This is a genomic window from Saccharopolyspora tripterygii (genome assembly GCF_054778355.1).
The window spans coordinates 350,573-367,112 of the sequence record NZ_BAAGZP010000018.1 but is presented as its reverse complement, the minus strand read 5'-3'; the positions used below and the strand labels follow the sequence as shown (position 1 = coordinate 367,112).

Annotated in this window: 17 protein-coding genes and 1 riboswitch; of the genes, 11 read left to right on the top strand and 6 right to left on the bottom strand. The window is 71.6% G+C overall.

The features are described 5' to 3' along the window. Nucleotides 1-19: 19 nt before the first annotated feature. A complete protein-coding gene (locus tag ACYVF3_RS15550) occupies nucleotides 20-751 on the top strand; it encodes a Type 1 glutamine amidotransferase-like domain-containing protein (protein WP_461154933.1) in 732 nt (243 codons plus the stop codon). On the opposite strand, the gene ACYVF3_RS15545 is transcribed toward ACYVF3_RS15550, so the two are convergent. The 3 genes from ACYVF3_RS15545 to ACYVF3_RS15535 all read right to left on the bottom strand — a co-directional run bounded on the left by ACYVF3_RS15545 (nucleotide 744) and on the right by ACYVF3_RS15535 (nucleotide 3,807). Continuing rightward, complete coding sequence (locus ACYVF3_RS15545) at nucleotides 744-2,141, bottom strand: mycothione reductase (RefSeq protein ID WP_461154932.1); 1,398 nt, start codon at nucleotides 2,139-2,141, stop codon at nucleotides 744-746. The genes ACYVF3_RS15550 and ACYVF3_RS15545 overlap by 8 nt on opposite strands. 14 nt (nucleotides 2,142-2,155) lie before the next feature. Beyond that, complete coding sequence (locus ACYVF3_RS15540) at nucleotides 2,156-3,142, bottom strand: VanZ family protein (RefSeq protein ID WP_461154931.1); 987 nt, start codon at nucleotides 3,140-3,142, stop codon at nucleotides 2,156-2,158. 119 nt (nucleotides 3,143-3,261) lie between these two features. Continuing rightward, nucleotides 3,262-3,807: a YbhB/YbcL family Raf kinase inhibitor-like protein gene (locus tag ACYVF3_RS15535; protein ID WP_461154930.1), complete on the bottom strand. Its 546-nt coding sequence runs from the start codon at nucleotides 3,805-3,807 to the stop codon at nucleotides 3,262-3,264. A gap of 190 nt (nucleotides 3,808-3,997) precedes the next feature. Here ACYVF3_RS15535 and ACYVF3_RS15530 point away from each other — a divergent pair, with 190 nt between their 5' ends. The 4 genes from ACYVF3_RS15530 (at nucleotide 3,998) to ACYVF3_RS15515 (ending at nucleotide 7,582) form a co-directional block, all read left to right on the top strand. Beyond that, entirely contained in the window at nucleotides 3,998-4,969 is a 972-nt protein-coding gene (locus ACYVF3_RS15530; protein WP_461154929.1) for a sugar kinase, read from the top strand. Further along, entirely contained in the window at nucleotides 4,962-5,564 is a 603-nt protein-coding gene (locus ACYVF3_RS15525; protein WP_461154928.1) for a bifunctional 4-hydroxy-2-oxoglutarate aldolase/2-dehydro-3-deoxy-phosphogluconate aldolase, read from the top strand. Before ACYVF3_RS15530 ends, ACYVF3_RS15525 begins: the two co-directional genes overlap by 8 nt. A gap of 47 nt (nucleotides 5,565-5,611) precedes the next feature. Continuing rightward, entirely contained in the window at nucleotides 5,612-6,523 is a 912-nt protein-coding gene (locus ACYVF3_RS15520; protein ID WP_461154927.1) for a D-isomer specific 2-hydroxyacid dehydrogenase family protein, read from the top strand. A gap of 258 nt (nucleotides 6,524-6,781) precedes the next feature. After that, the gene (locus ACYVF3_RS15515) at nucleotides 6,782-7,582 is read left to right on the top strand and encodes a S1 family peptidase (protein ID WP_461154926.1); all 801 of its coding nucleotides are present in this window, start codon (nucleotides 6,782-6,784) and stop codon (nucleotides 7,580-7,582) included. 14 nt (nucleotides 7,583-7,596) lie between these two features. On the opposite strand, the gene ACYVF3_RS15510 is transcribed toward ACYVF3_RS15515, so the two are convergent. After that, nucleotides 7,597-8,508: a LysR family transcriptional regulator gene (locus ACYVF3_RS15510; RefSeq protein WP_461154925.1), complete on the bottom strand. Its 912-nt coding sequence runs from the start codon at nucleotides 8,506-8,508 to the stop codon at nucleotides 7,597-7,599. Between the two features lie 106 nt (nucleotides 8,509-8,614). On the opposite strand from ACYVF3_RS15510, the gene ACYVF3_RS15505 reads away from it, so the two are divergent. The 3 genes from ACYVF3_RS15505 (at nucleotide 8,615) to ACYVF3_RS15495 (ending at nucleotide 10,482) form a co-directional block, all read left to right on the top strand. Then, nucleotides 8,615-8,818 (top strand): DUF6290 family protein, encoded by a 204-nt coding sequence (locus ACYVF3_RS15505; RefSeq protein ID WP_461154924.1) that lies wholly within the window; start codon nucleotides 8,615-8,617, stop codon nucleotides 8,816-8,818. Continuing rightward, the gene (locus tag ACYVF3_RS15500) at nucleotides 8,815-9,192 is read left to right on the top strand and encodes a type II toxin-antitoxin system death-on-curing family toxin (protein ID WP_461154923.1); all 378 of its coding nucleotides are present in this window, start codon (nucleotides 8,815-8,817) and stop codon (nucleotides 9,190-9,192) included. The genes ACYVF3_RS15505 and ACYVF3_RS15500 overlap by 4 nt, the downstream gene beginning before the upstream one ends. A 69-nt stretch (nucleotides 9,193-9,261) precedes the next feature. After that, nucleotides 9,262-10,482 carry an MFS transporter gene (locus tag ACYVF3_RS15495; protein WP_461154922.1) on the top strand — a complete coding sequence of 407 codons (1,221 nt, stop codon included), beginning with the start codon at nucleotides 9,262-9,264 and terminating at the stop codon, nucleotides 10,480-10,482. On the opposite strand, the gene ACYVF3_RS15490 is transcribed toward ACYVF3_RS15495, so the two are convergent. Further along, on the bottom strand, nucleotides 10,396-11,022 hold the full coding sequence (locus ACYVF3_RS15490) for a LysE family translocator (RefSeq protein WP_461154921.1): 627 nt from the start codon (nucleotides 11,020-11,022) through the stop codon (nucleotides 10,396-10,398). The two genes, ACYVF3_RS15495 and ACYVF3_RS15490, sit on opposite strands and share 87 nt — an antisense overlap. Nucleotides 11,023-11,317: 295 nt before the next feature. Between ACYVF3_RS15490 and ACYVF3_RS15485 the strand changes: the two genes are divergently transcribed. The 3 genes from ACYVF3_RS15485 to ACYVF3_RS15475 all read left to right on the top strand — a co-directional run bounded on the left by ACYVF3_RS15485 (nucleotide 11,318) and on the right by ACYVF3_RS15475 (nucleotide 14,979). Then, nucleotides 11,318-12,133: a S1 family peptidase gene (locus tag ACYVF3_RS15485; RefSeq protein ID WP_461154920.1), complete on the top strand. Its 816-nt coding sequence runs from the start codon at nucleotides 11,318-11,320 to the stop codon at nucleotides 12,131-12,133. 80 nt (nucleotides 12,134-12,213) lie between these two features. Beyond that, complete coding sequence (locus tag ACYVF3_RS15480) at nucleotides 12,214-12,696, top strand: GNAT family N-acetyltransferase (RefSeq protein ID WP_145737595.1); 483 nt, start codon at nucleotides 12,214-12,216, stop codon at nucleotides 12,694-12,696. A gap of 57 nt (nucleotides 12,697-12,753) precedes the next feature. Beyond that, nucleotides 12,754-12,925, top strand: a riboswitch (cobalamin riboswitch). A gap of 35 nt (nucleotides 12,926-12,960) precedes the next feature. Next, nucleotides 12,961-14,979: a putative cobaltochelatase gene (locus tag ACYVF3_RS15475; RefSeq protein WP_461154919.1), complete on the top strand. Its 2,019-nt coding sequence runs from the start codon at nucleotides 12,961-12,963 to the stop codon at nucleotides 14,977-14,979. 358 nt (nucleotides 14,980-15,337) lie between these two features. Here the strand turns inward: ACYVF3_RS15475 and ACYVF3_RS15470 are convergent, their stop codons facing one another. Next, nucleotides 15,338-16,495, bottom strand: coding sequence for an MFS transporter (locus ACYVF3_RS15470; RefSeq protein WP_461154918.1), 1,158 nt, complete (start codon nucleotides 16,493-16,495; stop codon nucleotides 15,338-15,340). Between the last annotated feature and the right edge of the window lie 45 nt (nucleotides 16,496-16,540).

The following is a 16,540-nucleotide window of genomic DNA, read 5'->3' as shown; positions in this document are numbered from 1 at the left end:
GCTGGATAGTCTTTCGAGCGTGCCTGCTGACGCCCCGACGATCCTCGCCACCAGCGGTGGCATCCGCGCATCCCAGCGCCTGGCCTGGGTGCCAGGGCCGCTGACCCGGCACGCCGTCGACCTCGCCGGGACGACCGGCCGGGCGCCGCGCGTGTGCTTCCTGGCCACCGCCGTCGGCGACGACGCCCGAGTGATCAACACCTTCTACGGCGCCGCCATGAACGAGGGCTGGCAGCCCAGTCACCTGGCGCTGTTCCCCATGCCGAACATCGAGGACGTCCGCGAGCACCTGCTCACCAGGGACGTCGTGTGGGTCTTCGGTGGCAGCGTCGCCGGATTGCTGGCGATGTGGCGGCTGCACGGGCTCGACGAGATCTTCCGCGAAGCGTGGCAGGCGGGAGTCGTGCTCACCGGGGTGTCAGCGGGGTCGATCTGCTGGCACGCGGGCGGCACCACGGACTCGTTCGGCCCCGAGCTGCAGCCGATCACCGACGGGCTCGGCCTGCTGCCGCACTCCAACGGGGTGCACTACGACAGCGAACCCGGGCGGCGCCCGCTGTTCCAGCGGTTGATCGCCGACGGGACGCTGGCGCCGGGCTTCGCCACCGACGACGGAGTCGGCCTGCTCTACCGGGGCCCCGAATTCGTCGAAGCCCTCGCCGAGAAGCGCGAGGCCGGGGCGTACCGAGTCGACCGCGGCCCGGACGGGACCGCGGTCGAAACGGCGTTGGACGTGCGCCGGCTCAGTTGAGCGGCAGGTTCAGCAGCGCGTTCTCCAGCAGTTCCGGCATCGCCGGGTGGATCCAGTACTGGCCGCGCGCCATGCTGCGGGCGTCCAGGCCGAAGTGCATGGCCTGGATGATCGGCTGCAGCAGCGTGGGGGCCTGCGGGCCGATGATGTGCGCGCCGAGCAGGAGCCCGGTGTTCGGATCGGCCAGGATCTTGGCGAACCCCGTGGTGTCCTCCATCGCCCAGCCGTAGGCGATGCCCGCGTAGTCCTCGGTGGAGGACACGTACTCGACTCCTCGCTGCCGGGCTTCGCGCTCGGTCAGGCCCACCGAGGCGATCTGCGGACCGGAGAACACCGCGTGCGGCACGAAGCGGTGGTCGGAGGAGATCGGCTCGTCGGGGTGCAGGAGGTTGTGCTGCACGACGCGGGTCTCGTGGTTGGCGACGTGCTTGAGCTCGTGGTCGGAGCTGATGTCGCCGAGCGCCCACGCGCCGTCGACCGAGGTGCGCTGGGTGTCGTCGACCGCGATCTTGCCCGCGTCGTTGATCTCCATGCCGCCGGCGGCCGCGTCGATCAGGTCGGTGTTGGGGGTCCGGCCGATCGCGATCAGCAACTCGTCGGCCTCGACGGTGTCCTCGCCGTCCGGGCCCTCCAGGTTCAGCCGGACCTGATCGCCCACCTTCTCGGCGGAGACGACCTTGCGGTTGAGCCGCAGGTCCCACCGCTCGGCGGCGATCTCGGTGAACCGCGCCGACACGTCGTCGTCCTCCGCGCGCAGCAGGCGGTGGGACCGGCCGATCATGGTGACCTCGACGCCCAGGGAGCTGAACACGTGCGCGAACTCGGCGCCGATGAAGCCCGTGCCCATGATGATCATCCGGCGTGGGAGCTCCTCCAGGCGCATCACGTCGTCGCTCGTGCGCACCTCGACCTGGTCCAGGCCCGGCACGTCCGGGATGACCGGGCGTCCACCGGCGGCGACCACGAACCGGTCGGCGGTGATGGTCTCGCTGCCGCTCTCGGTCTGGACGCTCAGCTGCTTGACGCCGGTGAACGCGGCGTTGCCGCTGTAGAGGGTCACGTTGGACGAGCCCTCGGCGCGGTAGCGGCGGCCGCCTTCGGAGATCGGGTCGATGCGCCCGAAGATGCGGTCCCGGATCTCCGGCCAGCGCACTCCGCGCAGGTCCAGGTCGACGCCCAGCCGTGCGCCCGCGCTCGGCGAGCCGGCGACGTCCGCGGTGTGCACGAACATCTTGGTCGGGATGCACCCGACGTTCAGGCAGGTGCCGCCGTAGGCGTCGTTGGGCCCGATGCCCTTCTCGACGATGGCCACGTTCCAGTCGGCGAACCGGTCGTCGAGGATCGAGTTGCCGGAGCCGGAGCCGATGATGACTAGATCGAAGTGCCGCACGGTCCCATCCTGCCTCACTTGGTGCGGGCCGTCTCCGGCCCGCGCGCGTCGGTCAGTTCCAACCCGGCGAGCCGCCCGGTGATTCCACGCCGATCTCGGTCGCAGATCACACCGACCGCGTGCGCGCAGCACCACAGCAGGCCGAGCGCCGCGCTGGGGGCGCCGCGCAGCAGCTCGCAGCCGCCTTGCAGCAGGGCCAGCCCGCCGGTGCCCAGCGCCCACCGCAGCACCACGGCCAGTCGACCAGGTGAGCGCGCTCGCAGCAGGACCAGCCGTTGGCCGGGTGTGCCGCCCCGGCCGCGGGTGGCCAGCAGCAGGACCGCGGACGGGGCCAGCCACGCCGCGCCGGCCTGCCACGCCGGCGAGGGCGGGACGCCGGACCAGCGCAACGCGAACCCGGTCAGGTGCACGCACACCACGCCCAGCCACCACAGCAGCAGTCCGTCGCAGCACATCGCCAGCAGTCGCCGCCCGGCCGTCACGGGCCGCGGTGCGCCGGCGCACCCGCTGCTGCTCGGGAGACCGCGGAGCAGCGGCGCGATGGCGCTCCCGAGCAGCGCCCCGGCGGTGTTGGCGATGACGTCGTCGACGTCGAAAACGCGGTAGGAGCAGGGGAACTGGAACCACAGGCCGGTCAGCTGAGTGGCCTCGACGAACAACGACACGCCCGCCCCGGCCAGGGCGGTGACCGGTGGTGCCCGCCGCAGCAGCGCGCCCAGCGGGACGAACAGCGCGATGTTGCAGACGAACTGCTCGAACCCGGCAGTGCTGGTCAGCGCCGACAGCGGGCGCAGTTGGGCGGAGAAGCAGGAGCCACCGACGGGCGGCAGGACGTAGCAGGCAAGCCCGATCGCGTAGAGCAGCGCCGCGAAGCGCAGCGCGGCCGTGCCGACGCGCAGCTCGCCGTGCCTGCGGTAGTGGCCGGCGACGAACGACGGCAGCAGCAGCGCGGCGACCCCGATGGCGATCACCGCTGCGGCGGATCCCGGCAGCAGGCTCATCTCTCGCACCTCCCTCATGAAGAAAGAGGCGCGAACACCCTCAACAGATACAGCTCGATCGGGTGATCACGACGTCGCGCCCGCCCGAACAGCTCCGGGCGGGCGCGACGACGACAGCATCAGTGCTGGTAGGTGGGGGTGATGACGGCGCGGCCGACGGTGTGGAAGGCCAGGTTGAAGCTGACCACCGCCGGGGACGCGTTCTCGTCCGCGCCCAGCTCGTCGGTGTCCACCGCGTGCACCACGAAGTAGTAGCGGTGCGGGCGGTCGCCGGGCGGCGGCGCGGCGCCGCCGAACGCGCGCTCACCCATGTCGTTGGCGACGTGGAACGAACCCGCCGGGATGTTCTGCCCGTTGCGGTTGCCCGCGTCGGCGGCCAGCTCGGTGACGTCGGCGGGCACGTCGACCAGGACCCAGTGCCAGAAACCGCCGGGGATCGGTGCGTCCGGGTCGAAGCAGGTGACCACGAAGCTCTTGGTCGTCTCCGGGAAGCCCGACCAGCTCAGCTGCGGGGACACGTTCTGCCCGTCCGCGCCCATGCCGTCGAAGGCCTGCGCCTTGGACATCGCCCGGCCGTCGGCCACGTCGGTGGAGGTGACGGTGAACTCGGGGACCGCAGGCAGGAACGAGTACGGATCAGGATCGATCGAGCGCTCCAGACTCATGCGAGCATCCTCCTTTTCCTGGTGGCTAAGGGGTGATCGTCGGCGATCACCGGGCACAGCCTAGGAGACCTCACGCAGCTCGGGCTCGCCGGTTCTCCCGGCAAAGTTGCGCTCTGCGCAATGAGGGGTGTGCATTCTGCAGCAGCGTGTGGCTAAGCTGGCGCCCGATCCAGCGGTGACGGGAGGAAACGTGGCGCAGCCGGGCTACGAGACCGAGGTGTTGTGCCTGGGCGAGACCATGTCGTTGGTCGCCCCGTCCACGCCGGTCTCCCTGGAGGAAGCCGCTTCCTTCACCCTCTCTGCCGGTGGTGCCGAGTCCAACGTGGCCGTGCACCTCGCCTCGCTCGGGCACCGCGTGCGGTGGGCGAGCCGGGTCGGTGACGACCCGCTGGGGCGGCGGATGGTCGCCTCCCTCGCCCGATCCGGTGTCGAGACCGGTCTGGTCGAGATGCGTTCCGATGCGCCGACCGGCGTCTACTTCAAGGATCCCGGCCCGGATGGCACCCGCGTGCACTACTACCGCGCGGGCTCGGCGGCGTCGACGATGGACCTGGACTTCCTCGCCGACGAGGTCGTCGACGACGCGCGACTCCTGCACATCAGCGGCATCACCCCGGCCCTCTCGGAGGGCTGCGACCGGCTGATCCGGCGGTTGCTGACGCGCCCGCGCCGCGCCCCGATCTCCTTCGACGTCAACCACCGGCCCGCGCTGTGGTCCGCCCGGCAGGCCGCTCCGGTGCTCGCCGAGCTCGCGCAGCTCGCCGACGTCGTGTTCGTCGGGCTCGACGAAGCCGCCGCCCTGTGGGGCGTGAAAACCGCTGAGGACGTGCGAGAACTGCTCGACTCCCCGGTCACGGTCGTGGTCAAGGACGGCGCCGAGGCCGCGCACGCGCTGGGGGAGACCAGCACCGTCGTGCCCGCGCCGACCGTCGAGGTCGTCGAACCGGTCGGCGCGGGAGACGCCTTCGCGGCCGGATTCCTCTCCGGTGTGCTCCGGGGAGAGGACGACGAGCGCTGCCTGCGCCGGGGCCACCTGCTGGCAGCGCACAGCCTGCGCAGCACCGAGGACCACGCCGCGCCGCCCGAGGCCGAATCGCTGGCGCGCTGGCTGGCGCTCGACGAACAGCGTTGGAGCGCACTGCGATTCGGCGGAGATGAGTGAGATGACCCTGCTGGACGAGCTCCTCGCCGGTCCGGTGATGGCGATCCTGCGCGGCATGGACCCGCAGCGGACGGTCGAGCTGGCCCGCCGAGCCTGGGACCTGGGCATCGACGCCGTCGAGGTCCCGATCGAGACGCCGGAGGCCGAACCTTCCCTGGCCGCGGCCGTGCGAGCGGGTGCCGAGCGCGGGCGCCCGGTCGGCGCGGGCACGATCACCACGCCGGACCGGCTGCGCACCGCGCGCGACCTGGGGGCGGCCTTCACCATCGCTCCCGGGCTCGACCCGGAGATCGTGCGGCTGAGCGCCGAACTCGACCTCCCCCACGTGCCGGGAGTGGCCACGCCCAGCGAGATCCAGCAGGCCATGCGGCTCGGGTCGTCGTGGGTGAAGGCCTTCCCCGCGGCAGAGCTGGGCAGCAGCTGGTTCCGCGCGATGAAGGGACCCTTCCCGGGGCTGCGGGTGGTGGCGACCGGCGGGATGAACGCGCGCAACGCGCCCGAGTTCCTGCAGGCCGGAGCCGATGTGGTCGCGGTCGGGTCGGCGCTGGAGGATGAGGCGCAGCTGCCCGCTCTGGCGCAGCTCGTCGAGGCCTGAGGACGTTCGGGCACGAGTTTTCAGCAGCAGTGAGATGTGGAGGAGAAGTGAAGGTCCACGTTGGTCCGACGGCCCACCCGGAGCTGGAATCCGCCGTGATGGCGGCCGGTGCCGAGCTGAGCGCCGCGGAGGACGCGCACGCGCTGGTGTGGTTCGGCGGGGAGCCGGGCAGGTTCGCCGACTACGACCGGCCCGGCCTGGAGTGGGTGCAGCTGCCGTCGGCGGGCGTCGAGTCCTGGGTGAGCGCCGGTGTGCTGCGCGAGGACCTGACCTTCACCTCCGCCGCGGGCACCTTCGCGCAGACCGTCGCCGAGCACGCGCTCGGCCTGATGCTCGCCGGTGCGCGGCAGCTGCCCGCGATGGCGCGGGCGACGACCTGGCAGCGCCCGGAGGGGATGCGCAGTCTCGCCGGGTCGACCGTCGGCATCATCGGTGCCGGCGGGATCGGCAAGGCCCTGATCGAGATGCTGCGCCCCTTCCAGACCCGGGTGCTCGCGGTGAACCGCTCGGGCAAGCCCGTGCTGGGGGCCGAGCGGACCTGGCGGTCGGAGGACGCCGAGGGCGTGAACGAGCTGCTCGCCGAGTCGGACTTCGTGGTGGTGGCGGCTCCGGCGACCTCGGCGACCTCGAAGCTCATCGACGCCGCCGCGCTGCGGGCGATGAAGTCCGACGCGTGGTTGATCAACATCGCCCGGGGGTCGCTGGTCGACACCGAAGCGCTCGTCGAGGCGCTCGACGCGGGCCGGATCGGTGGGGCGGCGCTCGACGTGACCGACCCGGAGCCGCTGCGCGACGGGCACCCGCTGTTCAGCCACCCGCGCGCGCTGATCTCGCCGCACACGGCCAACCCGCCGTCGTTGCAGATGCCCGCCCTGGCACGTCGCGTCGAGGAGAACGTCCGGCGCCGGATGGCGGGCCAGCCGCTGCTCGGCCTGGTGGACGTCGCCGCCGGCTACTGACCGCATCACCGCAGTTCGTCCGTCCACTGCGGACGGCGGGTCGCCGGCCGCGCTCTCCGCCGGATTTGTCCGTCCACTGTGGAAGGAGCGGGTGGGCCGTCCGGGTGGAGAACGCCGCCAAATTCCACTCGTTCGTGTTGTGCTCCCGGCCGAGGTGTATCTGAGAGGGGGTTCGTTTCCTCTTACTCGTGGACACTTTGGACGAGCCGGAGCGGCGGACGGATGGCCGCCGGGAGGCTCCGGGGGAGGAGACGAACCATGTCGAAGAAGTTCGGGGTGCGGGCAGCGGCGGGGACGCTGGCGGCGATGAGCCTGGTCGGCGGACTGCTGGCCACCACGGCGAACGCCACCGAGCAGGGGGCGGCTGCGCCGCCGATCGTCGGTGGCGACACCGCTCGGATCGCCGACCACCCGTGGGTGGTCTACCTGGCCGATGACCAGGGAAACCAGTTCTGCGGCGGTAGCATCGGCGCGGCCAACAAGATCATCACCGCGGCGCACTGCGTCAAGGGCGAGAAGCCCGCTTCGGTCCGGGTGGTCGCCGGGCGGGAGAACAAGTCGTCCGCCGACGGCGTCGAGGCCAAGGTCACCGACGTCTGGGTGCACCCCGGCTACCAGGACGCCAACACCGGATCGGACGTGGCGGTGCTGACCCTCGACCAGCAGCTGGCGCAGGCCCCGCTGCCGGTCGCCACACCCGCCGACACCGCCTCCTACGAGGCGGGCCGGATGGCCACCGTCCTCGGCTGGGGCGCCACATCCGAAGGCGGCGACGCCTCCGAGACCCTGCAGAAGGCGGAGGTCCCGCTGACCTCGGACGCCGACTGCAAGGCCGCCTACGACCAGTACGACTCCAAGGCGATGGTCTGCGCCGGGTTCCCGGAGGGCGGCGTCGACAGCTGCCAGGGAGACTCCGGTGGTCCGCTGGTGGTCGACGGCAAGCTGGTCGGCATCGTCTCCACCGGCAACGGCTGCGCCCGGCCGGGCAGCCCAGGCATCTACACCCGGGTGGCGACCTACCAGGCCGATGTCCAGCAGCAGCTCACCGCGCAGCAGTGATCACGCGGCACTGATCACGCAGGGGTCAGCCGCAGCCCCGGGCCCAGCTCCCGCGCGAGCCCGGCCGCGAGGCTCCGGAAGGCCCGCACCTGCGGGTCGAGATCGCCGGAACGGCTGACCAGCACGCTGTGCTCCCACGGGGCGTCGGCCACCGGGACGCATCGGGTGCCGGGCCACGGGTAGAAGCGCTCGAAGGATTCCAGCGCCGAACCCGCCCCGCGCCCGGCGGCGGCGGTGGCGAGCACCTCGTGCGGCGTGACCGCGTCGTCCCGGCCGCGGCGCGGGGCCTCACCGCCCCGTGCCGCGGTGAAGTACAGGTAGTCGGTGAACTGGCGCGGCGTGCGCTCGGGCAGCCGGATGAACGGCAGGTCGAGCACGTCCGCCAGCCCCACCTCGGGAGCGTCGGCCAGCTCCCAGCGGGCCGAGACCACGACGATGCGCCGCTCGGTGGTCAGCACGTCGATCTCGACGCGCTCGTCCTCCGGTGCCGGCCGGACGAAGGCGACGTCCACGCGGTGCTCCAGCAGGGCCGACACGTGCTCGGTGAAGTCCAGCGGCACCACTCGCAGGTCGATCTCCGGGTGAGCCCTCCGGAACGCCTGCACGGTGGCCGGCGTCAACTCCGCCGAACCGTGCCCCATGACGCCCACGCGCAAGGTCCCGGGCTCGTTGGTCGCGGCCTCGGCGACGTCGGCTCGGGCGACTTCGGCGGCGGCGAGCAGCGCGCGGGCGTGGCGGGCGAGCCGGTGTCCCGCAGGCGTCAGCCGCACCGGGTTGCGATCCAGCAGGGGCGTTCCGAAGTCCAGCTCCAGCTGCTTGACGTGCTCGGTCACGGTCGCCTTGGCCAGGAACAACCGCTCGGCGGCCCGGCCGAAGTGCGCTTCATCGGCCACCGCCAGCAACGTCGCCAACCGCCGCAGGTCCATCCCCGCAACGTAGAACCAGGCGAATCGAGAGGCCAGCGAATGAGAGGTGTTTCGCGACGTCGGCCTTCGAGAGCTCGCCAGGTATCAAGTTTGACACCATCAGGCCATGGCGATGACCCTTCGATTGACCGACGACGAGGCGGAGGCTCTCCGTCGGCGTGCTGAACGCGAACAACGTTCCATGCAGGACGTGGCCCGCCAAGCGGTGCGCGAATACGTCGAGGAGCACAGCCGGCTGGACTTGATCAACCAGGTTCTGGATGAGGAACTACCGCGCTATGCCGAGGCGCTGGAGCGTCTGGGCAAATGATCTACCTCACGCTGGATGAGTTGCTCCTGGTCGCGAGGCGGACCCTGGGTGGTGAGGCCGAAGTTCGGGACTTCGGATTGCTCGAATCGGCGTTGGCCAGACCTCGGGCAACGGCTTTCGGGGAGGAGGTCTATCCGACGCTGACGGATAAGGCGTCGGCCTTGCTGCACTCCCTCGCGCGCAACCACGCTCTCGTCGATGGCAACGAGCGTCTGGCCCTGGCGGCGACGTTCACCTACCTCGGCATCAACGGACGACGGTTGACCTTCTCGAACGCCGAGGCGTACGTCGTGGTCATGGCCGTGGCCTCAGGTGAGCTCGATGATGTCCCCGCCATCGCGAAGCGCCTCCAGGACGCGACTGAACCGCGTTGATGCCGCCTGCGTTCGGGAAATCCGAACGGTCGGTAGCTGCGGTGCGGTGGGGGACGTAGAACGTCAGGTGTGCGAAACGTGTGGGTGCCTGCCGCTCTGCTGCTGATGGTCGCCGGGTGGGGCGCGAACCAGTTCTCCCCGCTGCTGGGGGCGTACCGAGGTGAGCTGGGGCTGAGCCCTGCGCTGGCCACCGGGCTGCTCGCGCTGTACGTGCTCGGGCTCGTGCCGGGCCTGCTGTTCGGCGGCCCGCTGGCCGATCGGCGCGGCCGCAAGCCGGTGGTGATCTGGGCGATCGTGATCAACGCGGCCGCCACGGTGGCGCTGATGCTGGGGGCGCACGTCGTGCCGTGGCTGGTGGTCGGGCGGCTGCTGGTCGGGGTGAGCACCGGTGCGGTGCTGGCCGCCGGGAGCGCCTGGGTGCGCGATCTGTCGCACCCGCCGTTCGGCACCGCGACCGAGGACGGCGCCGGTGCCCGCAGGGCGGGCGTGCTGCTGGCGGCCGGGTTCAGCATCAGCGGTGTGGTGTCCGCGGTGGTCGCGACCTGGGGACCGCACCCTCTGGTCAGCGCCTACGTCCCGCACCTGGTCCTGTGCGCGGTGACGTTGCCGCTGGCGTTGCGCTGCCCCGAGACCCGGGTCGCACCGGAGCCCGGAGCGCCGCGCGGCAGGGGTGCGCGCGACCCCCGGTTCCTGCGCCGGGTGGCGCCGGTGGCGCCGTGGATCTTCCTGTGCCCGACGGTCGGTTTCGCGGTGCTGCCCGCGGCGGTCACCGCTCACGCGCCCGACTACGAGGTGCTCTACGCCGGGGTGTCGACGTTGTGCGCGCCGGGTTTCGGCGCGGTCGTGCAGCCCTGGGCGCGCCGGATCGCCCGGCGCGGGGTGCGCGCGACGGCCGTGTTCGGCCTGCTGGCCATCGCGGCCGGACTGGTGCTGGCCGCGGCTGCGGCGTGGCTGGTGCAGCCCTGGTTGGGGCTGGTCGCCGCGCTGACGCTGGGCACCGGCTACGGCTTCGTCTCGACCTACTGCCTGACGATGGTCGGGCGCATCGCCGGACCGTCCGAGCTCGCCGGGCTGACCGCGATCATGTGGGTGCTGGCTTACCTGGGCTTCTGCACGCCGTTCGTGGTCAGCCTGCTCTCGGGCGTGGTCGCCGTGCCCGTCGTGCTCCTCGTGCTGGCCGCGCTCGCGCTGCTGACGCTGCTGTCAGCTCGCGACGAGACCGATCGAGATGGTCACGAAGGCCGTCGCGCTCAACGCGTCCAGCGACTTCGAGACTCGGGGGTCCTTTAGCCGGTCGGCGATCCCGGCGGCGGCCAGCACGATGCCGACCTCCCAGATCGCGGCCAGCAGCAGGAAGACGACGCCCAGCGCGACCAGCTGGAGCGCCGGTTGCGCGGACGCCCCGACGAACTGCGGCAGGAACGCGAGGCTGAACAGCAGCATCTTCGGGTTGGTCAGGTTGCTGAGCAGGCCGCGCAGGTAGGGGTTGCCGTCGTCCGGCGGAGGAACGTCCAGCGAGCCGGATTCGCGCTTGGTCAACCAGTACCCGCGCACGATGGTCGCCGCGAGGAACAGCAAGTAGGCCGCTCCCACCCACTTCAGCGCCACCATCACGCCCGGTGCGCTGGTGATCAGCGCTCCCAGACCGGAGATGACCAGGGCGACCTGCAGCGCGCTGGCGCTGTGGATCCCGGCCAGCGCGAGCATGCCCGCCTTGCGCCCGTGGTTCAGCGATGTGCGCAGCAGCAGGAAGACGTCCACTCCCGGTGTGATGATCACGACCGCGCTCGCCAGCAGGAAGGCGGGCAACGGCGTCGGGTCCAGGAGCACGGCGAGTCCTCACTTTCCGGCAGCACGCACGGCTGCGTCGCTTGATCAGGTGCTTCTCGTCATCCGGTCAGGCGAAATCGGCGGACGCCCGGGGTGGAGGCACCCGGATCCGCGGCGGCCTGAGGTGGAGTTGCGATCGTCAACGTCGACGTTCGCGAAAGAATTTGCTTTCGACTTACAGTTTATCGAAAGATTTTCCCGTGAGCGTGTGAGTTGCGCCTCGTGATGTTTCGGTGTGCAGGTGATTACGGTGTGTCCGCTCCGTCGATGACCGCGACAGCTGGAGGCACCCGCTTTGGGCCGCGAACAGGGATCCGCCGACAAGACCCGGGCGCTGCGCGCGCTCGCCATCGCCGGGGCGGTCACCGCGCTGGCCAGCACGAGCCCCGCCGCCCACGCCGAACCGGCGGTCACCGGCGACGACCAGCCGCAGTCCCGAATCCTCGGCGGCTCCGGCGCCGACACCCAGGACGCGCCCTGGGTCGTCGCGCTCACCGACCGGTACGGCAACCACTTCTGCGGCGGCACCCTGATCCGCGCGGGCGAGGTCGTCACCGCGGCGCACTGCGCGCACGACCCGCTCACCGGGGCGGAGCGCTCGCCCAGCGACCTCAAGGTGGTCGCCGGACGCACCGACCTGCGCAGCTCGGAGGGCACCGAAGCCGAGGTCGACAGCGTGTGGGTGCACCCGCGGTACGAGGACTTCACCACCGGCGACGACCTCGCGGTGCTCAAGCTCAGCACGCCCCTGCCGCAGCGCCCGCTGCCCGTGGTCGAGCCGGGCGACCAGTCGCCCTACCGGCCCGGCACCCAGGCTCGCGTCTACGGATGGGGCCGGACCAGCGAAGACGGACCGCCCTCCGACACCCTCCGGTCCGTGGAAGTGCCGGTGGCCCCGGACGAGAGCTGCCGCTCCGCGTACCCGAACTACGACCCGCGCAGCATGTTCTGCGCCGGATACCCCGAAGGCGGGCGGGACGCCTGCGCCGGCGACTCCGGCGGGCCGATCGTCGCCGACGGACGGCTCATCGGCGTGGTGTCCTACGGAACCGGATGCGGTCGTCCCGGCACGCCCGGCGTCTACACGAAGCTGTCGGCCTACACGCCCTGAGCCCGTGCGCGAGTGGTCTGCACAACTCCGGCCGCCGATGAGTTCGGGAAACCGGGAAGTCCTGTGATATCCAGGTAAGAGTGACCCTTCAGCCGCTCGCGACCGCCGTGCAACGCGCTTACACCGCGGACCTGGACGCCTACGACTTCTACCGGATGCTGCGGTTGCGCGTCGACGTCTTCGTCGTCGAGCAGGAGTGCGCCTACCCCGAGCTCGACGGGCGCGACCTGGAGGATTCGACCCGGCACTTCTGGGTCGACTCCGCCGACGACTACGTGCTCGGCTACCTGCGGCTGCTCGAAGACCCCGACGGCACCTACCGCATCGGTCGCGTCTGCACCGCCAAGAGCGCGCGCGGCCTCGGCCTCGGACGCAAGCTGATGCGCGCCGCCGTCGCCGAGGTGCAGAACTCGCCCGCCGTGCTGTCCGCGCAGACCTACGCCAAGGACTTCTACGCCTCCTTCGGCTTCGTCGAAACCGGTGAGGAATACCTCGAAGACGGCATTCCGCACATCGACATGCGCCGCGAACCGCGCCGCGCGGGCGTCACCGCCGGCCGCTGAGATGTGAGTTGCGGCGCCAGGAGGTTGGGCGCTTGATCGACGTCTGGAACGATGTCGGTGAATCCGTTTGCAAGGGGTGTTGGCAGGAAGCCGGTGCGAGTCCGGCACGGTCGGCGCCACTGTGACCGGGGAGCGGACCTCCCGCGAGAGCCACCGGGGTGACCTGGGAAGGCCGGAGGCCGTGACGATCCGGGAGTCAGGACACTGCGGCCCCTTGTTCCCGACAGCGGGGCGTCCGCACCCCGAGGAAGGAACCACACCGGCATGTCCGCTGCCCCTCGCTTCCCCTTCTCCGCTGTGGTCGGCCACGACGACCTGCGGCTCGCGCTGCTGCTCAACGCGGTGCACCCGCGCATCGGCGGTGTGCTGGTGCGCGGCGAGAAGGGCACGGCCAAGTCGACCGTCGTGCGCGCCCTCGCCGCGCTGCTGCCGCCGCTGGACGTCGTCGACGGCTGCCGCTTCGGCTGCGACCCGGCCGCCCCCGACTCGCAGTGCCCCGACGCACCGCACGGCGACACCGGCACCCGCACGCCGGCGCAGCTCGTCGAGCTGCCCGTCGGCGCCACCGAAGACCGGCTCATCGGCTCGCTCGACCTCGAACGCGCCCTCACCGAAGGCGTCCGCGCCTTCCAGCCCGGCCTGCTCGCCGGAGCGCACCGCGGTGTGCTCTACGTCGACGAGGTCAACCTGCTGCACGACCACCTCGTGGACCTGCTGCTCGACGCCGCCGCCATGGGCCGGGCGCACGTCGAGCGCGACGGCGTCTCCGTCTCGCACGCGTCGTCGTTCCTGCTCGTCGGCACCATGAACCCGGAAGAGGGCGAACTGCGGCCGCAGCTGCTCGACCGCTTCGGCCTCACCGTGCAGGTCGCCGCATCGCGCGAGGTCGAGACCCGGACCGAGGTCGTCCGCCGCCGGCTCGCCTTCGAAGCCGATCCCGCCGGGTTCGCCGCCCAGTGGGCCGACGCGGACGCCGAGCTCGCCGAGCACATCAGCGCCGCCCGCGCTCGCGTGGAGAAGGTCCAGCTGCCCGACACCGAGCTGCGGCGGATCTCCGCGTTGTGCGCGGCCTTCGACGTCGACGGCATGCGCGCCGACCTCGTGCTGGCGCGCACCGCCGTCGCTCACGCCGCCTGGCGCGGCGCCGAAGCCGTGGCCGAGGAGGACGTCGAGGCCGCGGCCCGGCTCGCGCTGCCGCACCGGCGTCGCCGCGACCCGTTCGACGAACCCGGGATGGCCGAGGACCAGTTGCAGCAGGCGCTCTCCGACGCCGCGGACCAGGCCGACGACCAGCAGCCGGAGGATCCCGACGACGACCCCGACGGCGGTCCGGACGGCGGCCCCGGCGGAGGCGAGCCGCAGGACGAGCCCACCGGACCCACCGGCGGTGGAGGGGGAGAGCAGCAGGAGCAGTCCGGCAGCGGTGACACCGAGCGCACCCCGGCCGGCACCGGTCCGTCCTTCCGCGCCCGGCTCCTGGAAGTGCAGGGGCTCGGCGAAGGAGCCCCCGGCCGCCGGTCCCGCGCCCGCTCGCGCAGCGGGCGCACCACCCGCGCGACCACCGTCGACGGCCACGGCCTGCACGTGACCGCGACGCTGGCCGCCGCCGCACCCCACCAGGCCGCGCGCGGGCGCAGCGGTCCCGGGCTCGTGCTGCGCTCCGAAGACGTGCGACGAGCCCTGCGCGAAGGGCGCGAGGGCAACCTCGTGCTCTTCGTCGTCGACGCCTCCGGATCGATGGCCGCCCGCGACCGGATGACCGCCGTCAGCGGCGCCGTGCTGTCCCTGCTGCGAGACGCCTACCAGCGCCGCGACAAGGTCGGCGTGATCACCTTCCGCGGCGACCAGGCCGAAGTGGCGCTCCCGCCCACCTCGTCCGTCGACATCGCCGCGGCCCGGCTCCGCCGGATGCGCACCGGAGGCAGGACCCCGCTCGCCGACGGCCTCCTGCGCGCCGAGCACGTCATCCGTACCGAGAGCACCCGGGACCCGCAGCGCAGGCCGCTCGTCGTGCTGCTCACCGACGGCAAGGCCACCGTCGGCGTCCAGGGCACCCGCTCCGCCCAGGCCTTCGACGACGCCCTGCGCGCCGCGCGGGTCCTCGCCGGCACCGGAACGGCCTCCGTCGTCGTCGACTGCGAGAGCGGACACGTCAAGCTCGGACTGGCGAACCAGGTGGCCACAGCCCTGGGCGGACCCAGCCTGCGGCTGGAGGAGCTCTCCGCCGAACACGTCGCCGGAGTCGTGCGCGCCGTCAGCGGTGACAGCGGGTTGGCCGCTTAGTCTCTTTTTGGTTACGAGATTCAGCCCTGTGAGTACCGACCCATCGGTCGGATTGGTACGGTGACCACCAGTCCACCTGACCCCCAGGGGTGGACCTCCAAAGTGCCCCGCGCTCCCAGCGACCCCCAGGCCGGTTGAGCGCGGGGCTCTTTTTCGTCTGTTCCGGTGGTCGGCTTGCTTGGCGGTGCGGGTGGGGGAACCTGAGGCGGTCCTCCTGCTCCGGGCGCCTCGACTTATGTATGCCAATGCACGGCGTCGAGGCGTCCTCACAGGAGAACCGCCTCAGAACCCCCGGCGCTGCGGGTTGCTCAGGTGGGGTACTGAGAAAGCACCTTCGGTGCTTGCCTGACGGGGGCTGTTACGCCTTGGTTGGTTGGGGTTGGTGGTAGCGGCTTCTGGTGTAGGTGGCTGTTGCTACCAAGGGGATCGCTACTGCTCCTGCTGTGATGAACAGGATCGTGTAGTTGCCGTTGTCGGCCAGGGGGCCTGCCGCTGCTGAGGCGACCGCGCTGCCCAGGAACAGGGCGCAGGCGAAGAGCGCGACAGCCGTGCCCCTGGCTTCGGGAGCGACCGAGGTCGCCCAGGCCTGCAGCGAGGAATGCATGAACGACCAGCCCCCGCCCAGCAGGAGAGCCGTCACGATCACCGTCGCCAGGTTCGTGTCCAGGGAGACCAGGGCGTACCCGACGATCATCTGGGTGCCGCCGATGGCGATCAGCAGCGAGACCCGGACCTTCGAGTTGATCGCCTTGACGACGCGGGAGAACACCAGCACCCCCACGCCGTAGGCGCCGGTGGCCAGACCCGCCACGGCCACGTCGAGCCCCTCGTGGACCAGGGCGGAGGCCAGGAACGTCATGGTGCCCAGCAGCACCGCGCCCTCCACGAAGACCAGGCTGAACACCAGCAGCGCCCAGCGGTTGCGCAGGACTCCGCCGATGTGGGAGCCGACTCCGCCCACCGCCGCGCGGGCGGGTTCCGGGAGACCGCGCAGGAGCAGGGCGCAGACCGCGGCGCAGACCGCGGGGAGCGCGAACACGACCCGCCAGTCCAGCCAGTGGGCCAGCACGCCGCCGACCGCGGTGGCCATCGCCGTGCCCACCGCCTGGGCCGCCATCAGGTCCGAGAGCGCGCCCTGGCGCTCCTGCTGCGAGACCGTGTCCCCGACGTAGGTCAGCGTCGTCGGGACCACCGCGCCCATGAACGCGCCGGCCAGGACCCGCGCGATGATCAGCACCGGCAGCGACGGCGCGAACGTCGAGAGCAGGCCCGTGGCCGCCGCCGCGAGCAGCGTGCCGCGCATGATCGGGACGCGGCCGAAGCGGTCCGAGAGGATTCCCCACAGCGGCTGGGACAGCCCGTAGGACAGGAAGTAGCCGCTGGCGACGGTGACGGCCGAGGCGATCGGGACGTGCATGCTCAGCGCGATCAGCACCAGCAGCGGCGTCACAGCGAAGCGGTCGAAGCTGCTGATGAACGAGGCTGCGGACAGCACCAGAGGCGGTCTGGTGGGCATGCGGCGGCTCCTAGTCCTGGGACGCCGGTCCATCTTCGCCCCTCG

What these genes read in the sequence shown, in the direction of transcription:
- ACYVF3_RS15535 (WP_461154930.1), bottom strand. Translation starts at nt 3,807, where the DNA reads ATGAGTCTGGAGCGCTCGATCGATCCTGATCCGTACTCGTTCCTGCCT.
- ACYVF3_RS15540 (WP_461154931.1), bottom strand. Translation starts at nt 3,142, where the DNA reads ATGAGCCTGCTGCCGGGATCCGCCGCAGCGGTGATCGCCATCGGGGTC.
- ACYVF3_RS15475 (WP_461154919.1), top strand. Translation starts at nt 12,961, where the DNA reads ATGTCCGCTGCCCCTCGCTTCCCCTTCTCCGCTGTGGTCGGCCACGAC.
- ACYVF3_RS15515 (WP_461154926.1), top strand. Translation starts at nt 6,782, where the DNA reads ATGTCGAAGAAGTTCGGGGTGCGGGCAGCGGCGGGGACGCTGGCGGCG.
- ACYVF3_RS15505 (WP_461154924.1), top strand. Translation starts at nt 8,615, where the DNA reads ATGGCGATGACCCTTCGATTGACCGACGACGAGGCGGAGGCTCTCCGT.
- ACYVF3_RS15525 (WP_461154928.1), top strand. Translation starts at nt 4,962, where the DNA reads ATGAGTGAGATGACCCTGCTGGACGAGCTCCTCGCCGGTCCGGTGATG.
- ACYVF3_RS15500 (WP_461154923.1), top strand. Translation starts at nt 8,815, where the DNA reads ATGATCTACCTCACGCTGGATGAGTTGCTCCTGGTCGCGAGGCGGACC.
- ACYVF3_RS15510 (WP_461154925.1), bottom strand. Translation starts at nt 8,508, where the DNA reads ATGGACCTGCGGCGGTTGGCGACGTTGCTGGCGGTGGCCGATGAAGCG.
- ACYVF3_RS15470 (WP_461154918.1), bottom strand. Translation starts at nt 16,495, where the DNA reads ATGCCCACCAGACCGCCTCTGGTGCTGTCCGCAGCCTCGTTCATCAGC.